We start from the raw sequence: 13,380 nt of genomic DNA, 5'->3' as shown, positions 1-13,380 counted from the left end.
GAGGCAGGACGTTGGCCACTACCGAAGGTCAGATCCGAAACGCGGCTCGCGAGGCGGAAAAACACGCCGCTCAGGCGGCTCGTTCTGCGGCCTCCTCAGCTAGGAGTAACGCGGCAACGGCCCGCGCGGCTCAGAGTGCGGCGGCCGGCGCCTGGGTTGGTGCCGGGTTCCAAGCGGCCGCGGCATTTCAAACAGCGAGAACCGCTCGAGCCCAAGAAGAGCAACTGCAGTTACAACACGCGATTGCGGAACAAGAAAAACTGCATCAGTTCGCGATGTGGCGTCAAACACCCGACGGCGAGGCCTTTGTGAAGTGGCGGACTCAGGCCGTGCAACTTGCGCAATTTATCCGAGACCGGGACTCAATTTGGTTGGAAAGCTGGGCAAGCGCAATCATCCGTGCTCGGGGTGAGATTTCCGCGATGGAAGTGAAGCAATTCAGCCAGTATCCTCTGCAGCTCAAGCAGCGGGGCTTGTTCATCGTCGCCATCGTACTCACCGCGGTGGTTGGTCTTCTCCTACTTCGCTTGCTACCCGCGGCTGTCGATCTTGCCAGTAGGATGACAGCTCAACTTCTCAACCCGGAGCTATATCTCTCACAGGGCGGTGGTTACGGCTCGACTCCAGAAGAAGTCCGCCTTGGAAGCGCCTTGCTCCTCTTGATTGCGCTCCTTGTGTACGCGGTTCCTATCGGATCGACCACTTTCATTTGGCGCCTATTTCGCAAAAAGCAGCGACGTGCTCGCGAAGACTCGACCGTGCGAGACGCTTCTCGAAAGCGTCTCGCACGATGGGGGTTCGATGCGTTGTCCGTGCAGCCTGGCTACACCGCGTTCCATTGGGCAGAAAGCCGAAGTACGTCGAACTACGCAGATCAGCTCATGAGTATCGCACTCACCGGACACACCTGGTTTCCAACGCGCTCCCAGCTCATTCCTCTCAAAGTCCCGACATCGTGGGCCCCTCACCAGAAACACCCAGATGAGGTGAACCGTGCTCTGGAGACTTTTCAGTATCAGCAGGGACCACTCCACAGCTAGCTCGACAAAAGACGAGTCTCAAAAAACTAGAGCGACAGTCGTCGCTCTCTACAAGCACGCCTTCAGGAGACCTAAAATGCCGAAATTCCGCTCGTCCAAAGTCGCCCGGCGCAGACAACCCGTTCTTCTCATCGGCGTTCTCGCGATTGCCGCTTTCGTTACCGTCGGAGCCACCGTTTGGGGAAAGAACGCGGCCTACGCTGCCGAAGCACGAGAGCTATGCGACGTTACGGTGCAAGAAACCAATGCTGTTGAAGAACTGGCATCTGCGTCACTCGCAAAGGCCTCATCTGCGTTGGACACAGTAGGCGGCCTCGAAGTGCCAGCCAGCAAGGGCGCCGCAGCCGCACTCGAAGAGCATGTGGGTATATACGCGAGAGGGGCGTACTCGCGTGGACACGAGGACGCGGGCACCCGCGGGCCCGAACTCATTGAAGCGGTCATTGAAGGCCGGAACGACGTCGCTATGTACAACATGAATCACTCCTGCAGTAGCCGCGATGACGCTAAAGAGATCCTGGCAGAGGCAGACAAACGACATGCCGCAATTGCCGAACTCGAGCAAACCACAACCTTTCTTCTGGAGGACTTCAACGCCTTCCAGGAGTCCGAGACCCATCGCATCGCAGCTGAAGAAGCGGCTGCGCAAGAGGCGGCCGTACAGCTTGAGGAGCAGTTAGCGACTTCGGAACAGGGCGCGTGGGAGTCGTATCAATACGCCGAGCAGATCCCCGATCAGGAATGGACGCCGACTTACGAATTGCCAGCCGAACTAACGAGCGATTCGAACAGCATCTTGCCCGCGGACGAAGGCAACAGCGGTGGTGGCTTTCAGTTCACGCCGCCCAACAACTCCGACTTGGGCGCCTGTCCTTCTGGAATGGATTGCGCAATCTAGCGCAAGAGTGCGCATCTGAAGCAGACATTCTCATCACATTAGGCGAACTCGGCAGCTACTTGACGATCTCGATCGAAGGGAACTTGATGGAGCGTATCTACGCAGTGAGTGATATTCATGGTCATATCGAAGCGTTGCGGGAGGTCCTGGGCATCGTCGACCTTGCAGGAGACCCGGATGCGATGCTCGTCCTTCTCGGTGACTACATCGATCGCGGTGCCGATAGTTGCGCCGTGCTCGAGTTGGTTCGAGAGAGTCAAGCGCAGTTTGGGGACCGTGTGGTCGCCCTCGCCGGCAACCACGAGCAGTGGTTCATAGAGTGGCTCGACAGCGAGGTCTACGATCCAGTTTCAGTGCCTGCGGACCCCGCCCTACTGACGATCGGATCATTCGTCGGGGATGAATACATCGGCGCGATTCCGCGTGATGCGACCGGAGTAGAGATCGATCAACTTCTGAAGAGTGAAATTCTCACAAAGCACAGCGCACTGATCGAGTGGCTACGGACACTTCCCGTCGTGTTCGAAACAGAGGATCAGATCTTTGTTCATGCGGGCGTGGACGAACTTGCTGGAGCGTACTGGCGAGAAGTGACACCCGACAGTATGTTCACAAATAAGTATCCGGCTGAACTAGGACCGTTCCTCAAGACAGTCATAGCGGGACATGTTCGCACGAGCGAATTGCACCATGACGGTAGCAACACTGTTTTCCACGATGGGTACAGTCACTACTACATCGATGGAGCCGTAGAAGAAACGCACCAATTGAACCTGCTGAAATACGAGACGATCACGGGCGCTTACTCTTGGCAGAGGACCGCCTAGCCTAAAGGCACCACGCTCGAGTCATAAATCGACCCTCACCAGAACCCCTGTCACCCCTCACCGGGTGGCGGGGGTTCTCTTTTTCCAGCTCCGGCAGCTGCCGTCGCGTGTGCCGTCGCACAGACCAGAAGATGCCCACGCCACGCCACGGAGGGGCCCGTCGCGGTCATGCGGCTGGAGCCCGTGCAGTGAACGGGCGGCGGCTGACTGTGTCGTGGTCACTTGTCGCCCATCCCCCGCCCTGTCGGCGGAGCCTCAGAAGCTCGGGCCTTCGAATGGGTCATGATGGCCCTCGCGCGGGCCAAAGTACGGCCGCTCTGCGGCCATTGAGTGCTGATGCTGCTGTCTCCGCGCGGAAGCCGCGCGATTGGCCACGTTGTGGCCAGCCAGTACCCGTTCCTTGCCCGGCTACCGGTCGGTTCCCGCCCGGGGGGCAAGCGTCGCTCCCGCTTTGCTCCCGGATCACGGCCAGGTGTGGCCGCATTGTGGGCTGGCTCTGGCCAGCCAAACGGGAGCTTCTGTCATCTCGGAGTGGCTCCTCGATAGAGTTCACCCATGCCACTGGTGCCGTTTCCGGATCGAGAGAACATGGTGTTCCTCGTGAACCCGGAGCGCATCACGTCGCTGACGCCGGCGATCAGCCGAGGGTCCGCGCCGGTGACTCTGCACGTCCGGATCAAGGCGCTCGGGCTCAGCGAGCTGAACCTCAAGCTTGGCGACTACGAGAGTCACGAGGCCGCCGAAGCGAGGTGGCAAGAGCTCCTCGAGCTGCTCGGCAACGCGGTCATCTGAGCTCCAATCTCTACAGCCCTCGGCACCCACTTCGGGTGTCGGGGGCTTCTTCTTTTCCGCCGCGGCCGCGGCGAAGTGGGCAGCGATGAGAGGGTCATGACTTACCGGGTGAAAGCGTCCTCGGGGCTTCGCCCCGGAACGGCATGGATGCGCGAATACTCCCCGGCTGGACCCAGCCGTGATATCCATCAGGAGACGGCGGACGGGGTGGCGACACCCGCCGTCTCACGCTGATCGGGTCACAGGACTCCAGCCACCTGAGAGGGCAACGATCGCTCAAAGTTAGAACCGCTGCGCGCACTCGATCTACCCTCCGCCTTCGTTCCTACGTCTCTTCGGCTACGGAGTATCTCGTGTGCCTCAGCGCTTCTAACTTCTTCACGCCAGGATCAATACAGGGTCCCGAGCCAGCACCGTTCTGCGGCAGCGAGGCCGTCAAGGTGACGGCGCCATTCCGGGCCGGCGCTGGGACTGGGTGTGGCTGCTGCGACGGTGACCGAGCATGGGTGCCGCAGCGGTTACCGGTGTGGTCACTGAGCTGGTCACAGAGTGTCAGCGAGACCGTCCCGCAGCGCGCCTTCGAGAGAGTCAAAGACGCGCTGATGTAGTTCCCGAGTCCGGTGCCAATTGTGCTTGTTTCGCGTCCGCCGAGGCGGCCGAGTGCTGCTTCCGGAGGCTGCTCGAGCAGCCTCTCAGCGGGTGCCGACAAGCAGCGGCGACGGTGGCTGCAGTGGCTGCCGCAGTGGGACCTGGAGACGGCTTCGCCGTGGCCGCAGAGCGCTGGCGCCAGAGCCATTTTGAGGTTCGCGCGGCTCTGGCACCCCGGTGCCAAGACCCCGAAATCGCCGGTTCCAGCAAACGTGTGAAAAACCGCATGTTTCCGCGGCCTTCGTTGAGCCCTGGTACCAGCGCTCACCGCGGAAGCGTCCTTTTCGGCGCTGGTACCAGAGGTGTCGGTACCAGCGGTTTGCGATTAGGAGCATGCCGTCACCCATCTCAGGGAGCGAAATCGTAATGGGCACAATGTGTCCGGCTCAGCGGCCGCAGAGCGTGTGAGAGACCGAGCAAGCTCGGACGGGGCTAAGCCCCAGACAGGGGCACTCGGCATAGCCGAGCACCGCGTCGCTGAAGAGTGACAACCGCCGTGTGCCCACGGCGGCGACGGGGAGGAGACAGCGCCTATTCGGCACTGTGCGTCGCTTCGCTCCACGGCTGTCACCTCGGTGCCACTGCGTTCTAAACCGAGGTGACAGCCGATCCCCGTCTTTCCAACGAAAAATGATGGTCCTGTCCACTCCACCTGGTGCTGTCACCTATGGTTCGGCGCAGTGGACAGAGGGGTTGTCACCATCATTTTCCCTTGATACATCAACAGAGTTGACCTCATTCCTCCGCTAAAGCTCCGGAAGTGAGGGAGAAAGAGAAAACAGGATAAGAGGAGTTGGCTCCGGGGTGCATTTTCCTTCCGCTGCGCTCCATGAAAACTTCCCCTTCGGTCGGCACAGCCGACAACTCTTCGGAGCCCTCTCCGGTACTCGCTTCGCTCGCCCTCCGTGGTCTCCTCACCCACTCCTCGCTGCGCTCGTCGGGGCACTTACTGCGTCGCTTCGCTCCTTGCCCCTGCGAAGCCCCACTGGGGCTTCTGGGGGTCCTGCCGCCCTCCGCCCGGACCGGGCTCCCACCAACGCTGCCTCGCTTCGCTTCGGTGCGGATGCCGGGAGGTGAACCACCGAGACATGAACGTCGAGAGCGCATGCTCCTGCGATCGAGAAATGGTGCTGGGAACAGACGAGTTCCCGCATAACAGTAAATATGCGGATGCCGTGCCACTCCGAGTGCCTCGCGTTCGTCGCATAGCGCCGAGAAGGCCGCCACCCATCAGCTAGCTTGGTCGGTGCTGCAAGCATTTCTCGGTGGTGAAGGTTAAAGCGACCTCAGCCGATTCCCCCGAGAAGTATTCGTGTTTGAGTAGCATGCAAAGCCATCATCATCCGGTGCAACCACGCCTGCTCGCGGCCTCCGCTGCATCGCTAAACCGCTGATCCGTGAGCTGCGGTGACGTGTGTTTTACGACGCTCCAATTGTTCGTCTCGATCCAGAACGTAATGGCAAGACATTTTCCCCAAACGCCGGATACGTGACCTTGGTGTCATCTCTAAGGAGCCCGATCCCATCGAGTTTGAGCCCGACAGTGCGGTAAGCCTAAACGAGTTCAGCATCCTTTGGGACGAGGCACCGATACGGACTCTCGCTCTTCTCACTCACCGCTGCATACGCCTCGGACTTCACATCATTTGCATCTAGAAGTCCTACTTCGCGCACCCAATCTCACTGGGAATGACGCATCGGGCCGTAGATCCGCCGCGAGGAACGCGGTTGGCCGCTTCACGGTGACCTAACCCTGTTTTTTAAACAGCGCGCAGCGCCGCGGCTGGTGAACGCGCGAAGCGCAGGCGGCCGCCCGACTGCAACCCTCCGGAACGTTTCCGTTACGCTCGCGACGCCATTCCAGAGCACGCGCGGTGCCGGCATATCTCCGCGAGTTAGGCTCTTTTCATGACACGGCTCTCGACACAAGCGCCTCGGCGAGCGCACAAACTCGGTGTCGCGGCTTCAGCCGCAGCTTTCGGAGGATTCGTACCAACAGGGATCGTGCTCGTTCTAGGTTCTACCGTGGACCCGAACTACGGCTGGTTACTCTTCATCACGTTGCCAATCGCGGTCGTCGTCGGCGCCGTGGCTCTTGTCCTTAGCCTCGTCGGACTCGGGTTCGCTTTTTCTGATCGCTGGGGGTATATGTGGCCTATCGTTGGGGTTGTGCTGAGTGCGCTACTACTACTGCCCGCGGCCATATTCCTGATCTAAAGCTGCGGCTGTGCGTGAAGCAAGTACACCGCACTCTGCTGAACCCACGACGAGTCGCGACAGGTCTGCAAACGGAAGATGTCTCCTCGTCGTCTCGCAATAGCGAGTGTCGAGGCGTCATTTGCGATTGTTAGATGAGGTCCGGGTTCTTCTTTACATAGGTTTCGGCATCGTGCTCACTGATCGCGATGAGGCCGCGGGACCCATGCGAGAGCGAAGTGAGAGCTCTGATCCACGCCTTACTCATGTCTGGCTCGCGACTACCGCTGAAGTGGAAAGCGACCGTCACATACGGTGACAACCAAACCGACGTGCGCCCGTCCCCTTCACCGTGTGACTTCTGCCAGCTGAGGAAGAAGCATTCCTGCTTCTTCAACTTTTGTCCAATTACGAACTGCAAATGCGCGAGCAAACGGTCTTCGAACTCGTACTCGCGCGCCCCATGTACTAATTTCCCCATTTACCGATACTGTCACCTGGGCGAGTTCAAAGCTAATGTGTGCGCGTCCGCACAGAAACGATGCGACCACGAGCAATAGCTCTTCGGGCCGAATCGTGGCTCGTTCCGAGTTCGCCGTTCTTCAAAATGCGCCTCTAAGCCGTTCGACGAACGGACACCCCCTGCCTTTTCCGTAACGAACGCGTCACCACGAAAAGCGCGTTTAGCCCGCCCAAATAGGTGCGCGCCGGTGGCCCCTGCATGGTGTGCCCGCGAATAGGGGCGAAATTCCTTAACACGTAGGGTCGGCGCTGTAACACCGCGCATGAGAAATATTCATGGTTTTATGAGACGCCAAGCACAATAAATTCGGCAACCAGCATAGATTGAACACAGCCTGGTGCGAAAGACCTATCTATTTTGGATCCAAAAAAATACCTTTCCCTTGTTGAGCTCTACTACGCCACCAAGGAGGAATCGGGTGTTTCGAGGAAAAATAATTGCCTCTGCTTTAGCGATTACCGTGACAGTGACCCTTCTTTCACCCGTTGGGGATGACACAGCCCAGGCGGTCGAGACGGCAAACTTCGACATTGATGCGCTCCGCGCGGACGCGAATCTCCTGACTCCAGATACCTGGAGTGACCCTGTCGCGGTCGAGCCCTTGAAGACCGAGACGCCAGAGCTTAGCGAAGAGCTTTGGTCCCCCAACGAAGCGTCTCGCGGCGCGGATATTGCCGCGAGAGGAGTTTCGGCGACTGATTCAGCAGTATCTGCACCCGGCCTCGGGGCAATGTCGCACTTCACCTTCATGGATTACAACATTTCGGACAGCGAACAGGCGCGCGTGAACCTCGCCAACGGCAACCTCTTCGTTACTGCCAACGATCTAGCGTTCCCCTCCGACGGGGTGGGGCTAGAGGCTGGCCGCGTTTATAACAGCTTGAGCTCACGTGACGGCACCCTTGGCGGCGGCTGGTCTACCACCCTGGACAAGGACGACGTCGGACTGGTCGTTGATGAAGCATCTGGCACCGCCAGCTACTACACCCAGAACCAATATGTGGCTAAATTCACTCTAAATTCTGATGGGTCCTGGATTGCCGCGCCTGGGGTCAACATGACACTCATCGCCCAGGATAATTCCGATGGCACCCACGATCTCGACGCTTATGAAATCACCGTCAATCGCACCGGAAACAAGATTGTTTTTGATGCAAATGGGGTTCGTCGATCGGAAGTTGATCGCAACGGAATCGGTGTGCGATATTTTAAAGCGGAAGGGGTAAGCCCCATCGAGGGATATTTGCACGACTTTGGGATGAGAAGCATTATCACCACTCCCTACCTGATCAGCGGGGAAGGAGTGCAAGATTCCGCTAACCGTGTAGTGACGTATGAACGTGATGCCGAAGAGCGCCTCCAACACGTCGTGCTCTCAGATGGTCGCAATGTCACATACGCTTACGACACCCAGGACCTACTTGCTTCAATCACGCTAGATTTCGGCTTCGTCACGCAATTCGGATACGACGCTGAAGGCAGGGTCACGTCAGTAAGCGAAGGCAAAGACACCTCGGTGCTCACCACTCACTTCAGCTATGACAGTGGCATCACGACTGTCACTGACGCGAACGGGAACGACACCACTTATGAGATCGATTCTGCTGGCCGAGTCGAGAAAGTAACCGACGCCCTCGGACGCGAACGCTCTACCACTTGGACCCCGAACAGCGACATTGCAACGTCGACCGATGCGTTCGGCGCGAACGGTGGAGCTGCAAACGTCACCAGTTATGCATACGACGAGAACAGCAACCAGACCTCGAAGTCGCTACCCACGGGAGCGTCCGCTTCTGCGATCTTCACGCAAAGTAGCCAATGTGGACAGTCGACGAGTTCTGACCTGTACCTACCAAAATGCATTATCGATGATGCTGGAAATAGCAGGAAGTACGACTACGACGATGCTGGAAACCCAATTTCGGTGTCTGACACGACAGGAAATTCCGGTGCTGTGCAACACGAGTTCAAACGCGAAGGCAGCAATGGCATCACGTGCGGAGCGTTCCCGTCACAAGTCTGCGAGTCGATCGACGGGAACGGGAATAGTACGACCTATGAGTATCAGGTCTTCAGCGATGGCGGACAGGTTACTAAGGTGACACCACCAGCTCCGCTAAACGCGACAACTTATAGTTACAACGCTCTCGGCCAGGTGATCTCCACAATCTCCGGAAACGGTGAGACCACCTCGTTCAGCTACAGCAGTACTGGGAGGCTGCTCAGTCGTACAGCAGCAGACGGAATCACCGAAACCTTCTCTTACGACGCTCGCGGAGTACTTCGCAGTCAAGATCGCACCATGGCATTTGTTCGACTTTCGGCAATCGACGAGTTCGGCCGCGTGAACTTCGTGATCGAAGGGGCTCCGGAACGTGGTCTCCCGTACGGTGCGCATTTTTACACGCTTGATGCAGTCGGCAATACCCTCACCTATCGAATGACGGGTGATCCAAGCAGCGATATCTCCAATGTGGACTACCGCTACGACGCCGCAAACCAGCTGATAGCCCTGTCTCAAACCGGTGAGAATTGCGACCCTTCCACAACCCCAGCATCTGGTTCTGACTGTGTCACATTTGAGTACGACGCCAACGGCAACGAGGTAAAGCGAACATTCCCCGGAGGAGCCTCGCAGACAACGACTCGAGACAACTCGGGTAGAGCGATCCAGATCACTGCAAGAGACGCCGAAGACGAGACCGTGGCAGATATTAGCTACTCGTATACCGTAGGCAATAGCAATGACCCTGCGGACGATCGCGCGAACGTTCAAGAGCGCACGAGTCATCGTGAGCAAGGAATCCCACTCGGGGCCGTGACGGCATACACGTACGATTCCCTCAACCGCGTCTTGACAGCCACGGAATCAGACGATCAAACCGTGACGGCCAGCTGGCAGTACGAATATGATCCAGCTGGAAACCGCACAAAGCAGATTCGCACAGGCGACACGGGAGCCAGCGCAAGCACGATTGACTACACCTACAACGCTGCGAACCAACTCGTTTCGACCACTGACGATGTAAGTACGTGGACCTATGACGGATCAGGAAACCAGCTCACCAACGGCCTCAGTGGATCCTCAACTAGTTATGGTGACCGAGGCAATGTGACACAACTCAATGGTGAAAATGTGCTGTCTGTCGGAGTAAGCAATGCCGAGCAGCTCAAGATCGGCGAGAACCGCTCATTCTTTACCGGCCCCTTTGGGCTCGCAGCAGAGACCACAGAAACAGGCAATATCAACCAGTACACGAGAACTGCAGACGGTACTACTGTGAGCAGCACAGTTGACGGAGAGAGAGCCTATTACGTGAAAGATTCTCTGGGGTCGATCATCGGCCTCTTCGACCAAGACGGAGCATGGCTCGGGGGCTACAGTTATTCACCTTACGGGGAGACTCGATCCGAAGGCGCTGACGCCACGGTCCAAGCGAATCGCCTGAAATACACTGGAGGATACGAGGAATCTGACGGGGTCTATAAGCTCGGAGCCCGCTACTACGACACCGCACAAGCACGCTTCACACAGATGGACCCATCTGGCCAGGAGAACAATCTCTACGCTTACGTTGGTTGCAACCCGATTAACAGCACTGATCCAAGTGGGCTCTATCCAAATTGCTGGGAACAAGCTGCGGGCGTTTTCTACTACCTCGGAGTCGTGATATTCGCAGTCCCGAGTATCTTCGGAATTGTGTACGCATTCGAAGACCTGTATTCGTACATCAGCTCTCAACCCCAGGAAGACGGTTATCTGCTATGCACGATGTAGAGAAAAACGAACCGAATAAGAACCCGTCGCCGTGGTATGAGTGGATCATCGGGAAATGGTGGGCATGGATCGGTGTGCTTTTCATCACAGTTGGAGCGAATGTCCGGCGGGGTTGGAGCTTCGCCCCAGAAGATCTGGGTGGGACACTGTTCTTTCTTTCAGGAACGATCCTCTCAGTAATTATCATCGGCTTTCACTTCCTGCAGCAGGCTCGCGAACGAAGAATACGGGGAAATCAAGATAGCTGAACGCGCCGTCCGCACTTGTTGATCCCAGGTCGAGCATTACCCAGAAGACGCCGTTATAAGTACCGAAGCAAAGGACGACTACATGCAACCCAACCCCTTCTTACCCAGCGTCGACGGTCTGATGATCATTGCAATTGTGCTGTCAATCGTTGGTTCACTCGTTTGGTTCGGGATACTCTGGCTCATCATTCGTTCAGCAGTCGGCTCCGCGTTGCGAAAGCACTCCGCATCGAGTGCACGCACGCAGACGATTCGGCAGAAAAATCAATCAGACCCTGGCGACCCAAGGCAACCCTGAGCGACCGCCGCGACGTAACGTCCTTTCCAGCTACAACTCACTGTCCACTGCCAAACAACCCGACCGCTCGGAGAGGTGGCGAATTGCCGTTGTGCCTTGGTCGAGGATCTGCTGCTGCTCGCCCGCCTGGACTCCGGCCAACCGCTGCGCTCGGAACCCGTCGACCTCGCTCTCATCGCCATCGAGTCCATGACGGACGCGCACGTCACCGCAACCGACCACGAATGGGCGGTCGACGCCGACTCCTCGGTTGAGGTGTCGGGTGACCCGCATCGACTCCGTCAGGTCGTGATCAATCTGCTCGGCAATGCAGCTGCACACACGCCGCCGGGCACTCGTGTCACCGTCTCCATCGCCGAAGCGTCGGATGACGCCGTGCTCACCGTGTCAGATACCGGACCCGGGATCGACGCGGCGCTGCTCCCTCGGCTGTTCGATCGCTTCGCCCGTGGCGACGCCTCTCGAAATCGGAGCTCGGGCGGCTCCGGGCTCGGTCTGTCGATCGCAGCCGCAATCGTTGCCGCTCGCGACGGCACGCTGGAGGTGACCACTGGCCCGGACTCGCGAGACGGGGTGGGCACAACGTTCGTGGCACGACTGCCTAGAAACAGGAACCAGCTGCACACACACAAACCCCACCCTTTCTGATCTAGGGACTGAAGCTAGGACGCCCACGCTCACTGCAGCTGATTCGCCATCTTCAGCGCAGCTCGCGTCACACAAATTTGGGCCCCGCGACCGCATCATTCTCACGAAGACTCACATCAGCCATAACTATTTCCGCTTTGCCCAAAGCCAACTCCCTCCAGTAACTACTGTGAGTAGAGCAAGCGCTAGGAGCAAGGGAAGTTGCGCTGAGACTCCCAGTAAAGATCCGGCGAATACTGTACACAGAGAGCCGGCCGTGATTTTCAGCACGCCGACCCACATGAACACCTGTGCCCGTGATCTTTCTGGCGAGAATTCACTTCGCGCCGCCAACGTGGCCGCAAAGAAATAGGCATTTGCAATGCCCGCGAGAACGAACGCGAACATGGCAACGATGCCGATCTGGGAAAACAGGACCAGCGCGAGACCAGCAACAGCAATCCCAGCGAATCGAATCGTGAGCCTGTCGGAGCTACCTCGCAGTGGACATGCCATGAGCAGTCCGGAACCCGCGAGTTTACCGATTCCGTAACCGGCTACAAGCAGGCCGGCTTCAGCAGCACGACTGATACCGGAATGGATTGCCACAGCATAAACGTGCATCAGACCCTTATGCATAGGTGGCGCGCGCACAGATACGCGAAGCGGCGAGTTGGAGAAACGCGGTACGAACTTTTCGAGGTGCGGTTTTCCCTGCTTGGGGGTAGTTATTATCAGCCGATATTGGTGGAATGCGAAACGGTACGTTCTATTTGGCTCTGTATTCGAACGCGACTGCGTGTGCCTTTGATCGGGTGTTTCGCTCGAGATGGAGGACGATCGTTGTGCACCGGTTCCGAAGCTTGAGAACTGCACCCGGTGGGGTCAACCAAAGCGCCAGGTGATTTCAGGATGGCTCCGACTTGATGCGACTTCCACTAATGAGCGCGGCACTCTACCGCCGCGCGAGTTTCGTGCCTGCATGGGAATGGTCACCCAACTGATAGGAAGCCTTACAGGACCTCGAACCTGAGTAACTGCTGTTCTCGCGTCGACCGCGTTGCTTACGTGCAGATCGTTAGCTTCGGCAACCGTTGCCCAGGCCCCGAGCGTTCATGCGTGGAGAGTTATGGGTTCGGGGTGGCATCGTGCTTGCGGAACCCGGTCGTCTCAGTCGCGGCGTCCCCTTTATCCCGGACCGACCTCGATGCGTACATGCTGTTGTGGCACGTGGTAGATCTACCTCTGCTGATTTCGGCGGAGTGATCCTCGCCGGCAGGGTTCTGGTTCTCGCGCGCTGGCGAATCGACCGGCTCGTTCACCCCATCCTTTTTCCTGTCTCGGGGACCAGCGGTTAGATGCTGCTCGCCACGGCCCTATCCGTCTCGGTGCTGTCATGGGTGGAACTGCCGGCGCACTGCACCCGTCGACGATCTTGGCGACTCCCCAGGCCTATCTAATGGGTTCGCCTCGTAGGAGGGCCGTCATACTGACCCTCCCAGGCC

General features: G+C 58.1%; 9 protein-coding genes. 7 read left to right on the top strand and 2 right to left on the bottom strand.

The genetic code is table 11. From position 1 onward, the window contains the following. Positions 1–11 precede the first annotated feature (11 nt). The 4 genes from ACZF5Y_RS03355 (at position 12) to ACZF5Y_RS03340 (ending at position 3,557) form a co-directional block, all read left to right on the top strand. Positions 12–1,040 (top strand): hypothetical protein, encoded by a 1,029-nt coding sequence (locus ACZF5Y_RS03355; protein WP_497534411.1) that lies wholly within the window; start codon positions 12–14, stop codon positions 1,038–1,040. Between the two features lie 76 nt (positions 1,041–1,116). Then, on the top strand, positions 1,117–1,938 hold the full coding sequence (locus tag ACZF5Y_RS03350; RefSeq protein WP_497534410.1) for a hypothetical protein: 822 nt from the start codon (positions 1,117–1,119) through the stop codon (positions 1,936–1,938). Positions 1,939–2,024: 86 nt separating this feature from the next. Next, complete coding sequence (locus ACZF5Y_RS03345) at positions 2,025–2,765, top strand: metallophosphoesterase (RefSeq protein ID WP_497534409.1); 741 nt, start codon at positions 2,025–2,027, stop codon at positions 2,763–2,765. A 555-nt stretch (positions 2,766–3,320) separates the two neighbouring features. Continuing rightward, positions 3,321–3,557 (top strand): hypothetical protein, encoded by a 237-nt coding sequence (locus tag ACZF5Y_RS03340; protein WP_497534408.1) that lies wholly within the window; start codon positions 3,321–3,323, stop codon positions 3,555–3,557. A gap of 2,995 nt (positions 3,558–6,552) precedes the next feature. Here the strand turns inward: ACZF5Y_RS03340 and ACZF5Y_RS03335 are convergent. Continuing rightward, positions 6,553–6,882: a DUF7882 family protein gene (locus ACZF5Y_RS03335; RefSeq protein WP_497534407.1), complete on the bottom strand. Its 330-nt coding sequence runs from the start codon at positions 6,880–6,882 to the stop codon at positions 6,553–6,555. Between the two features lie 379 nt (positions 6,883–7,261). Between ACZF5Y_RS03335 and ACZF5Y_RS03330 the strand changes: the two genes are divergently transcribed. The 3 genes from ACZF5Y_RS03330 to ACZF5Y_RS03320 all read left to right on the top strand — a co-directional run bounded on the left by ACZF5Y_RS03330 (position 7,262) and on the right by ACZF5Y_RS03320 (position 11,896). Next, complete coding sequence (locus tag ACZF5Y_RS03330) at positions 7,262–10,702, top strand: RHS repeat-associated core domain-containing protein (protein ID WP_497534405.1); 3,441 nt, start codon at positions 7,262–7,264, stop codon at positions 10,700–10,702. Then, a complete protein-coding gene (locus ACZF5Y_RS03325; protein WP_497534404.1) occupies positions 10,690–10,950 on the top strand; it encodes a hypothetical protein in 261 nt (86 codons plus the stop codon). The genes ACZF5Y_RS03330 and ACZF5Y_RS03325 overlap by 13 nt, the downstream gene beginning before the upstream one ends. 394 nt (positions 10,951–11,344) lie before the next feature. Then, positions 11,345–11,896: a sensor histidine kinase gene (locus ACZF5Y_RS03320; RefSeq protein ID WP_497534402.1), complete on the top strand. Its 552-nt coding sequence runs from the start codon at positions 11,345–11,347 to the stop codon at positions 11,894–11,896. A 126-nt stretch (positions 11,897–12,022) separates the two neighbouring features. On the opposite strand, the gene ACZF5Y_RS03315 is transcribed toward ACZF5Y_RS03320, so the two are convergent. After that, positions 12,023–12,499 (bottom strand): MFS transporter, encoded by a 477-nt coding sequence (locus ACZF5Y_RS03315; RefSeq protein WP_497534401.1) that lies wholly within the window; start codon positions 12,497–12,499, stop codon positions 12,023–12,025. Positions 12,500–13,380: the final 881 nt, after the last annotated feature.

Source organism: Leucobacter sp. WKLB1 (assembly GCF_059696215.1).
This window is presented reverse-complemented; position numbering and strand designations above follow the sequence as displayed.

What these genes read in the sequence shown, in the direction of transcription:
- ACZF5Y_RS03315 (WP_497534401.1), bottom strand. Translation starts at nt 12,499, where the DNA reads ATGCACGTTTATGCTGTGGCAATCCATTCCGGTATCAGTCGTGCTGCT.
- ACZF5Y_RS03345 (WP_497534409.1), top strand. Translation starts at nt 2,025, where the DNA reads ATGGAGCGTATCTACGCAGTGAGTGATATTCATGGTCATATCGAAGCG.
- ACZF5Y_RS03325 (WP_497534404.1), top strand. Translation starts at nt 10,690, where the DNA reads ATGCACGATGTAGAGAAAAACGAACCGAATAAGAACCCGTCGCCGTGG.
- ACZF5Y_RS03340 (WP_497534408.1), top strand. Translation starts at nt 3,321, where the DNA reads ATGCCACTGGTGCCGTTTCCGGATCGAGAGAACATGGTGTTCCTCGTG.
- ACZF5Y_RS03335 (WP_497534407.1), bottom strand. Translation starts at nt 6,882, where the DNA reads ATGGGGAAATTAGTACATGGGGCGCGCGAGTACGAGTTCGAAGACCGT.
- ACZF5Y_RS03350 (WP_497534410.1), top strand. Translation starts at nt 1,117, where the DNA reads ATGCCGAAATTCCGCTCGTCCAAAGTCGCCCGGCGCAGACAACCCGTT.